Source organism: Brevibacterium yomogidense, assembly GCF_016107685.1.
Taxonomy (GTDB): Bacteria; Actinomycetota; Actinomycetes; order Actinomycetales; family Brevibacteriaceae; genus Brevibacterium; species Brevibacterium yomogidense.
The window spans coordinates 843,196-861,483 of sequence record NZ_JABASY010000001.1 but is presented as its reverse complement, the minus strand read 5'-3'; the positions used below and the strand labels follow the sequence as shown (position 1 = coordinate 861,483).

The window sequence follows — 18,288 nt, the reverse complement described above, 5'->3', positions numbered from 1 at the left end:
GCATTCACGATGGGCAGGCTCCGCACCCGCCGCTGACGGCGGACGCGACCTGGTTCATCCACTTCTCCTCCGCCGTCGGACGCGCAACGTTCCGACCGGCGCCTCTTGTGCGCCCTTCTTCCGGAGGACCCCGTGCCCCACACCCCTTCTTCACCCTTTTCTGCCGCTGAACCGGCCCCTTCCGCGGTCGCCTGCCATCCCGCGGCCCACGCCGGGCCCGCTGCCGCGCCCCTCCCTATGGCCGAGGCACGTCCCACGGCCAAAGCCCTCCCCCCGGCGCACGCCAGCCCCGCTGCCGGCCGGGCCCACCTCCGAGCGCGGGGGGTCACCCACTCCCCCGGCAGGAAGCTGCTGCTCAGCGCCGTCGACATGACAGTGTCTGCGTCGACGAAGCTCGCCGTCGTCGGTGAGAACGGCAGCGGCAAGACCACGCTGCTGCGGATCCTCACGGGTCGCCTCGACCCCGACGCCGGCTCGGTCGAGCGGGCCGGCACGCTGGCGGTCGCCGACCAGGAGCTGCCCGCCTCCACGGACCTCACCGTGGGCGACCTGGCCGATGAGGCGATCGCTCCCGCCCGGGCAGCACTCGCCGCTCTCGACGAGGCCGCTGACGGAATGGCCGCCGCCGCTCCCGGTGCGGACGACGCGTACGCCCAGGCTCTGGAGCGGTGCACCCAGCTGGATGCCTGGGATGCCGAACGTGAGGTCGACATCGCTCTCGAAGCCCTGGGTGCGGTGACGGACAGGTCGCGCCTGCTCGCTCAGCTGTCCACGGGTCAGCGGTACCGCGTGAGGCTCGCCTGCGTGCTGGGTGCGCGGACGGAGCTGCTCGTCCTCGACGAACCGACCAACCACCTCGACGCCGCCGGCCTCGCGTTCCTCACCGACCAGCTGCGCTCGCGCGCCGGCGGTCTGCTGCTCGTCTCCCACGACGCTGCCCTCCTGGCGGATGTCGCAGACGAGTTCCTCGACCTCGACCCGTCGTCGGACGGGAGTCCTCGGCTGTACGGAGGCGGCTGGGATGGGTGGCGGGCCGGACGCGATCAGGAGCGGTCGGCATGGCAGTCGGCGTACGACGACCAGCAGGCCGAGCACCGCCGCCTCCAGGAGGCGGTCGACCAGGCTCGCTCCCGGCTCACCACGGGCTGGCGCCCGGACAAGGGCGTGCACAAGCACCAGCGGCAGTCGCGCGCCCCCGGGATCGTGCAATCGCTGCACCGCCGGGAGGACGAGCTGCGTCGCCACGCGCTCACGGTGCCGCCACCTCCGCCGCGGCTCACCGTCCCCACCGGGCGCACCCAGCCGGGCGCTCCCCTCCTCACCGCCGCCGAGGTCTCCGTCACCGGCCGCTCCACCCGCCCGGTGACCGTCCGGCTGGCAGGAGGCGACCGGCTGGTCGTCGTCGGCCCGAACGGCTCAGGGAAATCGACGCTGCTCGCGATGCTCGCGGGTGAGCTCGCACCCGACGAGGGAGCGGTCCGCCGCCACGGGACAGTGCGGGTCGAGCGTCTGAGTCAGGAGGACAGGGGCGGTGCAGGCGACGCGACGGGCACGGACGACGCTCCCCGTGACCACCGTTCGCCGGGTCAGCTGCGGAGGCGGCACCTCGGTCGGGTGCTCGGCATGGAGCCGGACGTGCTGCTGCTCGACGAGCCGACGAACCACCTGTCGATGTCACTCGTCGACGACCTTCTGGCCGGACTGGAGGACGCGACTGCGGCGGTCGTCGTCGCGACCCACGACCGGCAGGTCCTGCGCAGGCTCGCCCACTGGCCACGGTTGGTCGTGGATGCCAGCGGTGATTCTCGGACGGCCCTGTAGCGTGAGCGCACGGACCGCCACACGACGGAATCTCAGAGTCGAGCCGAACGGCCGGTCCCCGACGGAAGGAACACACACATGACGCTGATGGCAGGGAAGAACGGCCTCGTCACCGCATCCGGAGGCGGAATCGGCCGGGCCAGTGCACTGGCCTTCGCACGCGAAGGTGCGCGTGTGCTCGTGTCCGACATCGACGATGATGCCAGCCGCGAGACGGTCGACATGATCCGGTCGGCCGGTGGGACCGCGGAGTACCTCGCCGGTGACGCCGCGGAGGAATCGAGCGCCATCGCCCTGGTGGACCGCGTGGTCGAACTGTGGGGCCGGCTGGACTTCGCGCACAACAATGCGGGCATCGGTTCGCCCACGAAGCCGGTGAGCGAGCAGGAGGGGTCCGACTGGGAGCGTGCCTTCCGCATCAACCTGTTCGGCATGATGTACGCGATGAAGCATCAGATCCGGCGCTTCAAGGAGCAGAAGACTCCCGGCGCGATCGTGAACACCGCCTCCATCGCCGCAGTGAGCGCCAACGCGGGGCTGTCCCCCTACAACAGCAGCAAGTGGGGTGTGCTCGGGCTGACGCAGACCGCGGCCACCGAGAACGCCGCCGACGGCATCCGCATCAACGCCATCATGCCCGGCGCAACACTCACGGCGGCGATCGAGAAGTGGGCGGCGGAGGTCCCCGACCAGTACGCGGGCGTGCTGGACGGCATCCCGATGAAGCGCATGGGCACGCCCGACGAGCAGGCGAACGCCGCTGTCTGGCTGTGCTCCGAGCAGGCGTCGTACATCACCGGTGTCGCGCTCCCCGTCGACGGCGGGCTGGTGCTCCGCCGCTGACGTCGACAGCATCCGCGCGCTGTCGGCGGACTGCCCGGTCGTGGAACGACCTGTCAGCGGGCCCACGCCTCCCACAGCCGCGCGTAGCGTCCGCCCGCGGCGACGAGGACGTGGTGCGTCCCCGCTTCCACGACGCAGCCGTCCTCCATGACGAGGACGCGGTCGGCGGTCTCCGCCTGGCTGAGCCGGTGGGCGACCACGATCGCACCACGTCCCGCGAGTGCGGCGGCGGCCGCGGCCTCGAGGACGTGGGCGCCGGCGGATCCGGCCTCGGCCGTCGCCTCGTCGAGGATCGCGACGTCCGGGTCGGCGAGCACGAGGCGGGCGAGCGCGATCATCTGCTCCTCGAGCGGGGACAGCCGTGCTCCCCCGTCGCCCACGACCGTGTCGAGACCCTGCGGCAGTGCGAACGCCCACGTCGCGCCGACCGTGCGCAGCGCCTGCTCGACGGCGTCTGCAGGGGCATCCGGCACGGGCAGCCACACGTTGTCGCGGATCGTGCCGACGAACGTGTGGACCTCCTGGGCGACCATCGCGACGTGGGAGCGGAGGACGGCCTCGGGCATGGAGACGAGGTCCGGCCCGGTCTCGGTTCCCTCTGGCAGGTCAGTTCCGGCAGGCAGGTCGGCCCCGTCGGGGCGAACGGTCCCTCCAGTCGGTCGCGACGTCACGAGTCGGGCGCAGCCGTGCGACGGGGCGGCCAGTCCTGCCGCGATCTTCGCGAGCGTCGACTTCCCCGCACCCGTCGTGCCGACCACGGCGACGACCTCGCCCGGTGCGACCGCGAGGTCGACCCCGCGGAGCACATGGTTGTCGGACGAGGGGTCGTCCTCATAGGTGAACCAGAGGTTCTCCAGGCGCAGACCGACGCTGCGGGGTCCGCGGACGGAATCCGGGACCTCGGCGACAGTGTTCGAACGCGTCGCACCGGTGCCGGCGGCCTCGTCGATGACGCCCACCATGCGGGTGAGGGACGCCCCGGCGGACTGCACCTGGTCGAAGAGGCCCACGAGCGCGCCGATCGGGTTGAAGAGCCGGTGGAAGACCAGCGCGGCCGTCGTCACGGCACCGGCGGACGACTCGCCCGCCCACACGAGCCAGAACCCGGTGAGGAGGAGCAGGGAGAGGACGACGGCCTCGGCGCGGTTGTTGCGGCTGAAAGCGCGGGTGAGGAACCGGAACACGCTGATCGACAGGTCGCGGGCCTCCGCGGAGGCGTCGTCGATGCGGGTGAGCTCGACCTGCTCGGCGCGGTAGGCGCGCAGCGTCCGCGCCCCGGTCAGCCCGCCCAGCAGCCGACCCGAGCGCCTTCCGATCGCGGCGCGCTCCTGCCGGTACATCGGCGCCGACCGCGGCAGGTACCAGCGCAGCGTGAGCCAGTACATCGGCAGCGCGATGAGCCCCACGAGCCCCAGCCGCCAGTCGACGACGGTGAGGCCGATCGCGGACACGACGACCACCAGCAGCGATTCGACGACGAGCGGCAGCACCTGGGCGGCGCCCTCGCTCACCTTGCGGGAGTCGTCGGCGACGCGGGACACGAGGTCGCCGGTGCCGGTCCGCTCGACGCGCTGCGCCTCGAGCGACAGCGCCGCCGTCACCACGTCCGTCCGCAGGTCGCCCACTGCGGGCATCGTCACGCGGGCCAGCGCCCACGCTCCCGCCCACGTCCCGATGGCCATGACGACACCTGCGAGCGCGACGGCGCCCGCCGCCGTCCAGACGACGTCCGCGCCTCCGCCGGCCGGCAGCGCGTCGACGAGCCGGCCGATCGCCCACGGACCCACGAGCCCCGCCGCCGCATTCGCGAGCCCCGCGACGAGCAGGACCACGATCCACCCCGAACGGCTGCGCAGGTGCGGGGCGAGGCGGGAGAAGGCCCGGCGGCGGGAAGCGATGGGAAGGGTCGGGGGCGCCGCGGACTGAGACCGGTTGCTCATCGGATCACCGCCGCGCGGTAGGCGTCACCGGCCGGACCTTCCGCGTTCACCAGGTCCGCGTGGGTCCCGGAATCGGCCGTGCCGTCGCCGTGTGCGAAGACCACCCGGTCCGCCACCGCGAGGAACGCGGGCGACGACGTGACGACAACCGTCGTCCGGGCGGCAGGACCGTCGGACATGGTGACATCGGCATGTCCCGGGTCTGGGCCGTCGGGCTCCGCAACGGGCCCTTCCTCCACGGCGACTCCGTGGCGCAGGCGTGCGACACCGATCGCGATCCGCGCCTCCGTCACCGCGTCGACCGCAGTGGTGGGCTCCTCGAGGACGAGGACGTCCGGGTCGGCATGGAGGGCGCGGGCGAGCGCGATCCGCTGCCGCTGACCGCCGGACAGGTTCCCGCCCAGCTCCTCGATCGCATGGTCCAGGCCGCCCTCGACCAGTCCCAGCAGCTCATCCGCGCCCGAGGCCCCCAGGACTGCCGACGGGACGTCACCCGCCGCGTCCGACGGGGCCCCGCCGACCGCAGCAGCCCCGGCAGCCCCAGTAGTCCCAGTAGTCCCAGCAGTCCCGGCCGTCATCGTGATGTTCGTGCGGATCGTCCCCTCGAAGAGGTCGACCGCGTGCGGGGCGACGAGGAGACGGCCCGGCCCCTCGTCTCGTGCAGAGGCTGCGAGGGCGGAGAGGAAGCCGTGCACCGGCCCGTCGTCCTCCGCGACGAGGCAGACGAACGTCCCCGCGGGGACGTCCAGGGCGACCGGTCCGCGGACCGTGAGACGCCGGCCCTCGAGGGTGACGGCGAACGATGGGGAGGCGGAGGACGGTTCGGACGGCTCCGATGGTGCATGCTTCGGGTCCGCCGTGGGCGGGGCGAGGGCGGTGAGGAGCTCCGCGATGCGGACCGCCGCACCGTGGGAGCGCGCGGCAAGTCCCACGATGTCCGCGAGTGCCCGCATCGGCTCCGTGAGGAACGCGGTCATGCCCAGCACGGCGATGAGGGCTCCCACGCTCAGCTGCCCCTCGATGAGGCGCAGCCCCGCGACGACCAGCACGACGGCGAGCACCGTCGACATGACGAGCGCGCCCAGGGCACTCAGCCGACCGGACCGCTCTCCGGTGGCGACCCCGGCCTCGGCGGCTTCGTCGGACACGGCCCGGAACCGGCGGCGCGCCCACTCTGCCCCGCCCAGCGCCTTGAGCACCCGCAGACCGCGCATGAGGTCGGAGGCGGACTGCGCGGCCCGGGCTGTCGCCGCGAGCTGGTCGCCCGCCTTCGCGGACACGGCGCGGCTGGGAAGCGAGACGACGACCAGCCCGACCGGGACGGCCACGAGCACGATGAGCCCGGTCACGGGGTCCGCGACGACGAGGACGACGGCGGCGACCACCATGCCGAGCACGGAGGCGGCACCTCGGCCCAGGTGGCCGAAGACCTCGGCGGCGAGGTCCGCATCCGCGGACGCGATGGACAGCACCTCCCCGGACGCGCGGTCGGGCGGCAGGTCCGGCGAGGTGAGCGCTGCGTGCGCGACCTCCACCCGGAGCGCGTGCGCCTCGTGCTCACGGGCCGCGTTGCAGAGGCGCGCACCGAACCGGTAGCCGAAGCTCAGGACGACGAACAGTGCCGCGATCCCCGCGACCGACGCGATCAGCATCGGCACCGACAGCGGGATGACCGCGATGTCGACCACGACACCGATCGCCACGGGCACCAGCGCCTCGCACACCTGCCACAGCGACAGGGACGCCACCCCCGGCAGCAGGAGCCGGAGTCGACGGCGGAGCGCCCGCGCGAGCAGGCCCGAACCGGTCGGAGGTGGTGAGTTCATCGGACGTCATCCTAGGCGGGATCGTGTCCGGTCGGGGGTTGTGACCATGCCCGATCGAGGCCCGCGATCGCGCTCCGTGACGGACCGCCGCCTCGCCCGTGTGCATGCGGCGCGCAGGGGCCGTGCGGAACTCGTGTTTGTGCAGGCGAGTCCCCTTGCGGACCCGTCATCCCGCAGTCACCATGTGAACATGGTCACTCGCGCACATCACAGCCCCATGCCGCCGCTCAACGCGTACGTGTCCTCCCTGGGCGGCTCCCCCATCCGCACACTGCTGTCGCTGGCGCAGGACCCCGACATCATCAGCTTCGGGGGAGGCGCACCCGCGAGCGAGGCCTTCGACGTCGAAGGGATCGGCAAGTCCTACCAGCGGGTGCTCGAGGAACACGGCCCCCGTGCACTCCAGTACTCGTCGACGGAGGGCGAACCGGAGCTGCGGCGGGCCGTCGCGGAGCGGATGACGCTCAACGGGCTGGCGACGGATGCCGACGACGTGCTCATCACCTCCGGCTCCCAGCAGGGACTCGGACTCATCGGTCAGGTCGTCCTCGACCCCGACTCCATCGTGCTGACCGAGAACCCGACGTTCGTGTCGGCACTGCAGGCGTTCGCCCTGTCGCGTGCGCAGTTCCGTCCGGTCGACACCGATTCCGGCGGGCTGGTGCCGGAAGCACTCGAAGCCGCGATCCTCCAGTACGCGCCGCGCGCCGTGTACCTCATCCCCACGTTCCAGAACCCCACCGGCGTGACGATGCCGGAATCCCGGCGGCGCGAAGTCGCGGACGTACTCGCCCGCTACAACGTGTGGCTCATCGAGGACGACCCCTATTCGGAGCTGCGCTACGACGACTGGACGATGACGCCCATCAGCGCGGACCCCCGGCTGACACACAAGTCGCTCTACCTGGGGACCCTGTCGAAGGTGCTGGCGCCGGGTCTGCGGATCGGCTGGGTCAGGGGCCCGCAGGAGGCGCTCGAGACACTCGCGACGACGAAGCAGGGCACCTCGCTGCAGACCTCGACGATCGACCAGCTGGCAGCGGTCGACTGGCTCGACCACAACGACCTCGACGCGAAGCTGGTGCCCATCCGGGCGGAGTACCGGAGGCGGCGGGACGCGATGGTCGAGGGGCTCGATTCGGTCCTCCCGGCCGGGTACACCCTCAACACCCCCATGGGCGGGATGTTCCTGTGGGCCACGCTGCCCGAACCGTTCGACGCGAGCGAGTCCGTCATGGACGCGGTGAAGGCGGGGGTCGTGTACATCCCGGGCATGCAGTTCTACGTCGCGGACCCCAAGCCGTCCACCCTGCGGCTGAGCTTCGTGTCGAACTCCGTCGACGTGATCGCCGAGGGGCTGAAGCGACTGCGCACCGTATTCGAGTGAAACCGGGGGCTTCCGGAGATCCGCATCTCGTGAATCGGGTGTCAGACTGTACGGAGTGCGACGAGCACAGGCACTGACCGACACTCCGCTCCCTCCGGAAGGTTCTCCTCGTGGACGCGTTCCTCACTTTCATCGACAGCGTCGACGGCTTCCTGGGCTACGTGCTCGTCGCCGTCCTCATCCCCGTGGGCCTCTACCTGACGATCCGGACGGGTATCGTCCAGCTGCGTCTCCTCCCGGAGATGTTCAAGGTCATCCGCGAGCCTGCCGGCCACGACCCGGACGGCAATCCGACGATCTCCCCCTTCCGCGCCTTCTGCATCTCCGCGGCATCACGCGTGGGCACCGCGAACATCACGGGCGTCGCACTCGCCATCAGCATCGGCGGACCCGGCGCGATGTTCTGGATGTGGGTCACCGCGGTGGTGGGTGGCGCCACGGCCTTCGCGGAGTCCGCGCTGGGCCAGCTCTACAAGGTCAGGGACGGTGCGGCATTCCGCGGCGGCCCCGCGTACTACATCACGAAGGGGCTGAACGCCCCCGCGATCGGCGCTCTCTTCGCGGTCATCGTCGCGGTCGTGTACGGCATCGTATTCAACACGGTGCAGTCGAACTCGATCACCGACTCGCTCGCCGCGAGCTTCGACGCGGAGTCCTCCGGCAACCTCTTCGCCGTCGTCGTCGGCGCCATCATCGCGGTCGCTGCCGGCATCATCTTCGTGGGCGGCGTCCACCGCATCTCCGCGATCGCCGCCGTCATCGTCCCCGTCATGGCGGTCCTGTACCTGGTCCTGGGCGTCATCGTCGTCGCACTCAACATCGCCGAGGTCCCGGCCATGCTCGCGACGGTCGTCACCCAGGCTGTGGGCTTCGATTCGATCGCGGGTGCCGCCCTCGGCACCATCATGATGGAAGGCATCCGCCGCGGCCTGTTCTCCAATGAGGCGGGCATCGGCTCCGTCCCCAACGCGGCGGCGACGGCCTCCGCCTCGCACCCGGCGAAGCAGGGGCTCGTGCAGGCGCTGGGCGTCTACTTCGACACGATCCTCGTCTGCTCCATCACCGGCTTCATCGTGCTGCTGTCGAACCCCGAGTACGGCTCACCGCAGGGCTCGCAGCTCACGCAGACGGCGCTGTCGGACCAGGTCGGCCAGTGGGGTGTCCACTTCCTCACCGTCGCGATCTTCTTCTTCGCGTTCAGCTCGATCCTCGGCAACTACTACTACGGCCAGTCCAACATCGAGTACCTCACGAACTCGAAGCGCGCGCTGCACGCCTACCAGCTCATCGTCGTCGTGTCCGTCTTCCTCGGGTCCGTCGTGGCGCTCGACGCGGTGTGGACGGCGGCGAACATCGCGATGGCGATCATGGCGTTCATCAACCTCATCGCCGTCCTGCTGCTCAGCAGGACCGTCATGCGCATCCTGAAGGACTACCAGCAGCAGCGACGCGAGGGGGTCGAGCCCCGCTTCCATAAGGACCGCATGCCGGACCTCGTAGGCATCGACGCGTGGGACGGCACGGACGAGGTGACGCAGGCGGAGTTCTGGGAGAAGCACGGGTCGCGCTGACACGGGTGCAGGGACCGGAAGGCATGTGACTGCGGGGCCGGTCGCTCGCGGAACGGTGGCCTCCACAACAAACCCTTGTAGTTGACTCTTCAACCACATAGGGTGGGGGCACCTTCTCATGCCGCCCTTTGGAGACACCATGACGACCCCAGCAGCACCGTCGACGGACGAACGAATCCTCCACCCCGCCACGACGATGGACGCGGTCACGCTCCACGTGGGCGACCTCGAAGGGATGAGTGCCTACTATTCGACGGCACTCGCCCTCACACCGCTCCAGGAACGGAGCCGGGGCCGTGCCGTCCACCGGGTTCTGGGGCGCGGCGCTGCGCCGCTCATCCGCCTCATCGCGACCCCCGGGCTGCCCGACGTGGACCCCCGTCAGGCGGGCCTCTTCCACACGGCGTTCCTGTTCGAGGACGCAGTGTCCCTCGCCGCCACGGTGGCGCGCGCCGCGCAGCACCCGGAGAGCACCTTCGTCGGTTCGAGCGACCACCTCGTGAGCGAGGCGTTCTACTTCACCGACCCGGAGGGCAACGGCATCGAGCTCTACCGCGACCGCCCCCGCTCCGCCTGGACCTACCGGCCGAACGGCGAGGTCGAGATGGCATCGATCCACCTCGACCCCCGCGCCTACCTGCAGCAGCACCTGACCGAGGAAGCGCTGGAGACCGCGGAGGAGCACCCGGGCGTCATCGGTCACGTCCACCTCCAGGTGGGCGACATCGCCCGGGCCCGCGACTTCTACGTGGGAGCTCTGGGCTTCCAGACCATGCTGGGCACGCACCCGGGAGCGCTCTTCGCCTCCGCCGGCGGCTATCACCACCACGTCGCGATGAACACGTGGAACAGCGCAGGTGCGGGACCGCGGGCGGTCGGGCTGGGCCTCGGCGACGTCGCGATCACCGTTCCCGGTCGTGACGACCTCGACGCACTGGCGTCACGACTGAAGTCTGCGGATCTGCAAGCAGCGGACGACGGCGATCGTGTCACCGTCACCGACCCGTGGGGCACCCACGTGACCGTGGCCGTCCCCGGCACCACGACGGAAGACCTCCTGGAGCGCTGAGCGGCAGCAACTGCAATCCGCGCCCTGAATGCGAAGGACTCCGGGCTCCCCGCTGTGGGGAACCCGGAGTCCTGTCACTCAGCCGTCAGGCCCGCCGTGCGCGCGCCCGGTACACGAGCACTGCACCGCCTGCCATCAGCAGCAGACCGATTGCGAAGGCCGTCATTCCGCTGAACCCGGTACGCGGCAGCGTCCCATCGTCCCGCGGGCTGTCCGGATCGCTTCCGTCGCCGTCCTCGTCCTCATCGGGCGAAGGACCGGTCGTCGGATCGTCGGTCGGATCGACCGTGGGATCCTCGGTCGGGTCCACCGTCGGCGTCGGGTCGACCGTGGGATCGTCCGTCGGCGTCGGGTCGACCGGGTCATCCGTCGGATCGTCCGTCGGGTCATCCGTGGGATCGTCCGTCGGGTCATCCGTCGGATCCGGCGTCGGCTCGTCGGTCGGCTCGTCGGTCGGATCCGGCGTCGGCTCGTCCGTCGGCTCGTCCGTCGGGTCCGGGGTCGGGTCCGGCGTCGGCTCGTCCGTCGGCTCGTCCGTCGGATCCGGAGTCGGTGACGGCTCCGGCTTCAGGATGAACCCGAAGTCCAGCGTGTCATCCCGCTCGCCGTCCTCCGTCAGACCCTGCGAGTCAGCGGACCACTCAGAGGAGTCACCCTCACGGTCACCCTCACCCGAGATCGTCGGCACGTACGGCTCGAGAGCCTCCGCCGACTCATCCTGGTTGATCGTCACCGTGTACGACTGGTCCTCGTCCAGCACCGGCAGATTGTCGAACGTGTACTTGCCGTTCTCATCCGTCGTCACCGGACCAACCGGATCGCCATTCACATCGACGACCGGCTCACCATCCGGACCCGTCAGCTCCAGCACGACACCGGGGATACCCGGCTCGCCGTCGTCCTGGCGACCGTCCTCGTTCTCATCGATCCAGACGAAGTCACCGACAGAGACGCGCGGCTCCGGCTTGAGCACGACACCGGCATCCCATGTCGGGTCGATGCCCTGCGTGGAGCGCAGATCCTTGTCGTAGTCCGTGACCAGTCCCGGGCTGGAGCCGTCCAGAGTGAACACCGGCGTGAGACCCGTCTCCGGATCAGCGTCCGAATCCAGACCATCGTCGTCGCCGGCGTCGGCCTGCGTGAACTCGTAGAGCTCCGCCTGCTCCTCCGTCAGCTCGAACTTCACCTGGTAATCACCGGCGGGCAGCTCGTCGAAGAGGTAGCGCCCCTCCGAGTCCGTCGTGGTGGTGGCAACCTCCTTGCCCTCACCGTCGAGCAGCGTGACCTTCACATCCGACAGCACCTCGTCGTCGTCCTGCAGACCGTTGCCGTCGGCATCGATCCAGACGAAGTCACCCACCGCATAGGTGAGCGGCGTGTTGGGGAACTTCACCGAGCTGGAGGAGCCGTTCTCGTCGACCACGACGGTGATCGTCTGATCGGTCTCCTCGTATCCGGACGGGGCGTTGATCTCCTCGACCGTGTACGTTCCCGGCTCGTCCACCTTGACGTTCTTCACGTCGCCGTTGGCGTCGAGCACGCGCAGCGCGCCGTTCTCCACGAACGCCTCGTCGACGACGATGGTGCCATCCGCGTCGCGGATCTGGAAGAGTGCGTCAGCATCATCGATGATGACGTCCGGGTACATCGCATCGACCTTGGCGATCGACAGCGGGTAGCCGTCCGACGGTGTGATCGTCGCACTGACGTTCCCGATCATGTTGACGATCGCTTCGTCAGCCTCGAAGTCCGTCACCTTCACGAGGATGTTCACCGAGGGGTTGCCCTGGGACTTGTCCAGGGTCGTGCCCGGCTTCTGCTCGACGACGACAGTGCCCTGCGGCGCGTCGTCCGACGGCTCCTCGAACCTGGCCTGCACGTTGCCGACCAGATCCTTCGTACCCGTCGTCGGGTTCGCACCCGTGTCGACGTCACCGTCGTTCACGAACCCTTCGAACGACAGTCCTGCGGGCAGGCGGTCGTACAGCGGGATGATCGGAACATGGTCGTAGGTGCCGTGCGGGACCAGCTCGATGTTGTAGACGAACAGGTCGTTGACCAGATTGCCGTCGGCGTCGACCTCGGCGCGGAGGTTGTCGGTCCACAGCTCGTTCGGGGTGTCGCGGACCGTCTTGCGGACCTCCGCCTCGTCACCGAACGACGTGACCTCGGACTCGACCTCCGACCAGAACAGCGCCTCGTCATCAGAACCGAACAGGGTCGCGTAGTTGTTGACCTCGAACGTGTCCTTGCCGATCAGCGGGTGCGTCGTGAGCGTCAGCGTGAGCGAGAAGTGCTTGTCAGCGCCCCGCTCGTCGACGAACGCCACACCGGCGTCGGACAGCGCGATCTCCAGATCTCCGTCCGCATTCTGCGTCACGTCGAAGTGGGAGCTGTCCATCTCCTGCCAGTCGTAGGAGGCCTGCAGCGCATCGCGCACCGCGTCGAGATCGGACAGGTCGTACACGGACTCGTCGACGTAGTCGACGATCGTGCTCGAGCGCAGGTCGATGCCCTTGTCGGCACCCACCGTGAAGGTGTAGCCGACATCAGTGGTCTCGCCCGGCAGGAGCTCGATCGCATCCTCGTCCACGGACTTGTTGAAGTAGTCCGCGAAGTTCCATCCGTCATCGCTCTCGATCGGCTCGAGCAGGTGGACGTCATGGTTCCGACCGTCGGTCTTGCCCTCGTTCCACCGCACCTCGGCCCGGTTGGCGAACGTGTGCCGCAGCTCACCGGGGATGATGTGCGCGTCGTGCAGCCCGTCCACGGTGTCGATGGTGGCCTTGAGGTTCAGCGTCGTGTCGAGAGCGCTGTCCTTGCCGACATTGATGTAGATGTCCTGGCCGTCGACGAAGTACATGTTGACGAATGCGTCGTCCGCCATGAGTTCAGCGCGGTCTGTCCACGAGAGTCCGTCAGAGTTGCCCGGCAGATCATCGAGGCGCGTGAGGGTCAGGCCGTCGGCCGTGATGAAGTCGGCGTCGTCGACCTGCCACGTGCCCTGGCTGGGCAGATCGTCGCGGACGACGAAGTTCTCCCGCAGCTCCTTGTTGGGATTGCTGCCGTCGAACTGGTTGAGGTTGACACCGATCCTGTAGGTGATGTCGACCGCGGGATCGAGCGTGCCGTCCTCGGCCGGCTCGACGTCGGTCGTCTGCCAGTCAGACGACTTGGAGAAGACATCGCCCATGTTCGGGCCTTCCATGCCTTCGATCGCCTTGTGGATCCCCAGGTCGGCCGAACGGTCCTCGCCGCCCAGCGTCGCGACATTCGTCAGCACGAAGTCGAACGACGTCTGCGCGTTGTCCCACGCCATGTCGTACGCTTCCTGGATCTTGTCCCGCAGGGCCTCGAGGGCGTCCTGGTCCGCGACCGTCGCCTGGTAGGTGATCCGGTTGAGCGACGGGCCGGGCAGGTCGACCGTGGCTTCGAATGCGTTGCCGTCGATCTCCGGCGCGAAGTCGAGGTCGTTCTGCTACTGGTTCAGGCCGTCCTCGTCCCACGAGGTCTGCTCCAGTGCGAAGGAGTCCTCGATGTAGACGAGTTCGTCCGGAAGCTGGTCGGTTATCGAGTAGCCGTCCTGCGCCTCTTCCGTGCTCACGTTGAGGACGTAGGTGATCGGCGCACCGATGATGTCCTCGTCGATCGACACCACCTTGTCGGTGATGGTGATGAAATCCGCGATGCCGCCGTGGTTCGTGACGCCCTTGTGGGAGGAGTTGCTCACGTTCGCGAAGTTGTCACCCTCGTTGCGGATGATGATCTCGCGGCTCGCCTCCTCGCCGTCGACCGTCCACGTGAGCGTCTCGTGGGAGCTCTTCTCCACCTCGTTGAAGACGAAGTCCAGCCGGAGGACACCCTGATTCACATCCGAGGGCCACTCATCGACGAAGGTGATGAGGATGACGTTCGGATTGTCGGGATCGCGCTCGATGCTGGAGATCGCGGAGTTGCCGCCCGGCAGGCCCGGAATCTCCACCAGGTCGCTCAGCTCGATGGCGACAGTGCTGCCTGCCGCCTCCGACTCGTACTGGACCCGCATCGCCATGGTGTCGTTCTCGCCGACGACCTCAGTCCCGTCGTAGGACTGGCCTGAGTCGTCGACGGTCACACTGACGCCGGGGGTCGCTGCGTGAGCGATGTCCCCGGCGCTGGTGAACACGAAAGGAAGAATGAGAGTGAGGGCCGTGACGAACGCAATGGCCAGTCGGCCTCTGCGAACAGTCTGCCGACCGCCCTTCCGGAAGCGGGACAGGAACCCCCGCGTTTGAATTTTATTCATGCGCCTTCCCGAGGTGGTACTTCGTGATGAGAATGATACTCATGACGAACGTATCACCACGGGAAACAAATTGCCAAGAAACTCTCAGGGTCCCATTGCTCCAGTGACGCTTTCATACCATTCGTGACGATGTATGACTTTGCGACCCGCACTGTCCTCGCGTTGGTCCGCCGCGGCTCGTGTGACCAGCCGTTTCAGCACTCCACGACGTTGACGGCCAGCCCGCCCATCGCGGTCTCCTTGTACTTGTCGCTCATGTCCGCGCCGGTGGCCTTCATCGTCGCGATGACCTCGTCGAGGCTCACGAAGTGCTCGCCGTCGCCCCACATCGCCATCTTCGCGGCGTTGATGGACTTCCCCGCACCGATCGCGTTGCGCTCGATGCACGGCACCTGGACGAGACCGGCGATCGGGTCGCACGTGAGCCCCAGGTTGTGCTCCATCGCGATCTCCGCGGCGTTCTCGACCTGCTCGACGGTGCCGCCCAGCACCTCCGCGAGGCCACCGGCCGCCATGGACGACGCGGATCCCACTTCACCCTGGCAGCCCACCTCCGCACCGGAGATCGACGCGCCCTCCTTGTAGAGCACCCCGATCGCGCCGGCGGTCAGCAGGAACCTCACCGTCGCCTCGTCCCGTGCCTCGTCGCCGCCCTCCAGCACCCAGTCGACGTAGTTGAGCGCGTAGTGCAGCACGGCGGGGATGATCCCGGCGGCCCCGTTCGTCGGCGCCGTGACGACGCGACCGCCGCTCGCGTTCTCCTCGTTGACTGCCAGCGCGATGAGGTTGACCCACTCCTGGTAGTAACGCGGGTCGCGGTCCGGGTCCTCCTCCTTGAGCCGCAGGAACCAGTCGTGCGCGCGCCTGCGGACCTTCAGCCCGCCGGGCAGGTGCCCCGACCGGTCGAGGCTGTTCGCGGCGCATTCCTCCATCACCCGGGCGATGTGCAGGAGTCCGTCGCGGACCTCCTGCTCCGTGCGCCCGGCGCCCAGCTCGTTCGCGAGCATGACCTGCCAGATGTCGAGGCCTTCCGTGTTCGCGATCTCCATGAGCCCGTCCCCGGTCGTGAAGTCGTAGGGCCTCGCCGGTTTGCGGGCGGAGTCGCCGGCCGCTGTGCCGATGACCGCCTTCTCCTCATCCGACTGCGTGACGACGAACCCGCCACCCACCGAATAGTAGATCTCGTGGGCCAGGTCCTCACCGGTCGCGCTGCGGGCCCGCAGTTCGAGTGCGTTCGTGTGCCGCTCCAGGACAGTGAGCGGTCGCTGCCGCATGTCGCCCACGGTGAACGGCAGGTCGACGCTGTCACCGAACCGGATGATGCCGGTCTGGGTCATCCGCGCGATCCGCTCGTCCACCTCGTCCGGCAGGACCTGGTCGGGCTGGCATCCTTCGAGACCCAACAGGATCGCATCGAACGTACCGTGGCCCTTCCCGGTCGCCGCGAGGGATCCGTAGACATCGACTTCGAGTGCCGCGACGTCGCCGACGCGGTCTCCGACGAGGTCGACGAAACTCGCTGCCGCCCGCATGGGGCCGACCGTGTGCGAACTCGAGGGGCCGATCCCCACTGTGAAGAGATCGAAGACGCTGATGGGCATGTGTGCCTCCAAACGCATGTGTCGTGACAGGGCGTCGTCGACCTGTCATTCCGAGGCCGCCGAGGCCCCGGTCCGGGCGGGTGCGCACGGCACCCGCCCGGGGCCCACCCCTCACGAGGTGGACGCCACCTCACGAGAGGTGGCTGTGTCACCTCATCAGAGGTGGCTGGCCCACCTCACGAGAAGTGGTCGGGTCACTTCAGGAGAGCCGGCCATGCCGCCTCACCCACAGTGGCCCTGTCACCTCAGGAGAGGTGGTTGGCCTCCGCGTACGCCGCGTCGTCCATGAGGGGACCGGCTTCTGTGACGGCGACCTCGAACAGCCAGCCCTCGCCGTAGGGGTCCGTGTTGAGGATCCCCGGGTTGGCGGTGACGAGTTCGTTCACCGCGGTCACCTCACCGGTGACCGGGGAGTAGAGGTCGGAGACCGACTTCGTCGACTCGACCTCACCGCAGACGGTGGTGGCGGTGACGGTGTCGCCCACCTCGGGGGTCTCGACGTAGACGACCTCGCCCAGTGCGTCGGAGGCGACAGCCGTGATGCCGACCCGCACGGTGGTGCCGGCGACGGCGTCCGCCGCCGCGTTCACCCACTCGTGTTCGGCGGAGTACGAGTAGTCCTTGGGCAGTGGGGGCAGTTCAGCCATGGTGGTCCTTCTCTTTCTGTTTCTGTGCAGTGGACGACGGGAGCCTGAGAGGGTCAGCCGCGGGAGTAGAACGGCAGCGCGACGATGCGGAACGGGTGCACCTTGCCGCGGATGTCGACGTCGAGCTCCGTGCCCTCGGCCGTATGCGCCTGGTCGAGGAACGCGAGCGCGATCGGGTGCCCCAGGCTGGGTGCCGGCTGGCCGGAGGTCACGGTGCCCACGACCTCGCCGCCCACCAGCACGTCGGACCCGGCGCGGGCCGCACGGCGGCCGTCGGACACGAGGCCCACGAGCTTCCGCGCGGGCTCCGTCTCCGCGATCGCGGCGAGGGCGTCCCGTGCGAAGAGGTGCTCCCGCTTGAGCGCGTTCTGCATCACCTTGCCCATGCCGATGTCCGCCGGTGTCGTCTCGAGGGTGATCTCGTTGCCGTACAGCGGCATGCCCGCTTCCAGGCGCAGCGAATCACGCGCTGCCAGACCGCAGGGGGTGAGTGCGATGTCCGCCTTCTCCGCCCCGGCGACCAGCGCCTCCCACACGGGCTCCGCCGCGTCGTTCGGCAGGTAGATCTCGAACCCGTCCTCACCGGTGTAGCCGGTCCGTGCGAGGAACACGTCCTTCTCCCCCGCCGCGGTGGCGAGGACGATCCGGGTCCATGAGTAGTACGCGAGGTCCTTCACCGTCTGCGCGGCTTCGTCGCCCCCGCTCACGACGGTGAGGAGGACGGCCTCGGACTGGGGCCCCTGCACGGCGACCAGCGAGGTCTCCGGCGACTCGTCGGCGACGGTCACGTCCGCCCCCGGCACCAGCTGGGAGGTGAAGTCGTGCGCCCGCAGGGTCAGCGCCTCGGCGACGGCGGGGGCGTTGCCCGCGTTCGGCACGACGAGGAACTCGTCGTCCGCGATGCGGTAGGTGATGAGGTCGTCGAGCACGTGGCCGGACTCGTCGACGATGAGCCCGTACTTCGCGCGGCCGTTCTTCACGATCGAGTACTTCGCGAGCAGCGCGTAGTCGAGGAACGCGGCGGCGTCCGCGCCGGCCACCCGCACCTCACCCATGTGGGACAGGTCGAAGAGGCCGGCGGATTCGCGGACCGCGCGGTGCTCGGTGAGTTCGGAACCGTACTTGAGCGGCATGTCCCAGCCGCCGAAGTCGGTGAAGGAGGCGCCCAGCCGGGCGTGCAGGTCGTGGAGGGACGTGGTCTTGGTCATCGGTGACTCCTGTGGTGCGACGGTGCAGAGATGGAGAGGGGCCAGGGTTGGAGGGGTGGCCGGAGTTGGAGAGGACCCAGGGCCGGACGG

12 protein-coding genes are annotated in these 18,288 nt (G+C 69.0%); 5 read left to right on the top strand and 7 right to left on the bottom strand.

Annotated elements, in window-relative coordinates:
* Positions 1 to 237 precede the first annotated feature (237 nt).
* Positions 238 to 1,821 carry an ATP-binding cassette domain-containing protein gene (locus JFC09_RS03590; RefSeq protein ID WP_198392576.1) on the top strand — a complete coding sequence of 528 codons (1,584 nt, stop codon included), beginning with the start codon at positions 238 to 240 and terminating at the stop codon, positions 1,819 to 1,821.
* 78 nt (positions 1,822 to 1,899) lie between these two features.
* Positions 1,900 to 2,664 carry an SDR family NAD(P)-dependent oxidoreductase gene (locus tag JFC09_RS03585; RefSeq protein ID WP_198392575.1) on the top strand — a complete coding sequence of 255 codons (765 nt, stop codon included), beginning with the start codon at positions 1,900 to 1,902 and terminating at the stop codon, positions 2,662 to 2,664.
* Positions 2,665 to 2,717: 53 nt separating this feature from the next.
* On the opposite strand, the gene JFC09_RS03580 is transcribed toward JFC09_RS03585, so the two are convergent.
* Positions 2,718 to 4,604 (bottom strand): ABC transporter ATP-binding protein, encoded by a 1,887-nt coding sequence (locus tag JFC09_RS03580; RefSeq protein WP_198392574.1) that lies wholly within the window; start codon positions 4,602 to 4,604, stop codon positions 2,718 to 2,720.
* A complete protein-coding gene (locus JFC09_RS03575; protein ID WP_198392573.1) occupies positions 4,601 to 6,430 on the bottom strand; it encodes an ABC transporter transmembrane domain-containing protein in 1,830 nt (609 codons plus the stop codon). The genes JFC09_RS03580 and JFC09_RS03575 overlap by 4 nt, the downstream gene beginning before the upstream one ends.
* Before the next feature lie 190 nt (positions 6,431 to 6,620).
* On the opposite strand from JFC09_RS03575, the gene JFC09_RS03570 reads away from it, so the two are divergent.
* The 3 genes from JFC09_RS03570 (at position 6,621) to JFC09_RS03560 (ending at position 10,457) form a co-directional block, all read left to right on the top strand.
* Entirely contained in the window at positions 6,621 to 7,817 is a 1,197-nt protein-coding gene (locus JFC09_RS03570) for an aminotransferase-like domain-containing protein (protein ID WP_232483034.1), read from the top strand.
* A 110-nt stretch (positions 7,818 to 7,927) separates the two neighbouring features.
* On the top strand, positions 7,928 to 9,388 hold the full coding sequence (locus tag JFC09_RS03565; protein WP_198392571.1) for an alanine/glycine:cation symporter family protein: 1,461 nt from the start codon (positions 7,928 to 7,930) through the stop codon (positions 9,386 to 9,388).
* A gap of 139 nt (positions 9,389 to 9,527) precedes the next feature.
* Positions 9,528 to 10,457 carry a VOC family protein gene (locus JFC09_RS03560; RefSeq protein WP_198392570.1) on the top strand — a complete coding sequence of 310 codons (930 nt, stop codon included), beginning with the start codon at positions 9,528 to 9,530 and terminating at the stop codon, positions 10,455 to 10,457.
* A gap of 85 nt (positions 10,458 to 10,542) precedes the next feature.
* Here JFC09_RS03560 and JFC09_RS03555 read toward each other — a convergent pair whose 3' ends face one another.
* The 5 genes from JFC09_RS03555 to gcvT form a co-directional block, all read right to left on the bottom strand.
* On the bottom strand, positions 10,543 to 13,776 hold the full coding sequence (locus JFC09_RS03555; protein ID WP_198392569.1) for an SdrD B-like domain-containing protein: 3,234 nt from the start codon (positions 13,774 to 13,776) through the stop codon (positions 10,543 to 10,545).
* Between the two features lie 159 nt (positions 13,777 to 13,935).
* The gene (locus tag JFC09_RS03550) at positions 13,936 to 14,622 is read right to left on the bottom strand and encodes a hypothetical protein (RefSeq protein ID WP_198392568.1); all 687 of its coding nucleotides are present in this window, start codon (positions 14,620 to 14,622) and stop codon (positions 13,936 to 13,938) included.
* 314 nt (positions 14,623 to 14,936) lie between these two features.
* Positions 14,937 to 16,343 (bottom strand): L-serine ammonia-lyase, encoded by a 1,407-nt coding sequence (locus tag JFC09_RS03545; RefSeq protein ID WP_198392567.1) that lies wholly within the window; start codon positions 16,341 to 16,343, stop codon positions 14,937 to 14,939.
* 245 nt (positions 16,344 to 16,588) lie between these two features.
* Entirely contained in the window at positions 16,589 to 16,990 is a 402-nt protein-coding gene (gene gcvH, locus JFC09_RS03540) for a glycine cleavage system protein GcvH (RefSeq protein WP_198392566.1), read from the bottom strand.
* A gap of 53 nt (positions 16,991 to 17,043) precedes the next feature.
* Positions 17,044 to 18,198 (bottom strand): glycine cleavage system aminomethyltransferase GcvT, encoded by a 1,155-nt coding sequence (gene gcvT / locus JFC09_RS03535; RefSeq protein ID WP_198392565.1) that lies wholly within the window; start codon positions 18,196 to 18,198, stop codon positions 17,044 to 17,046.
* Positions 18,199 to 18,288 lie beyond the last annotated feature (90 nt).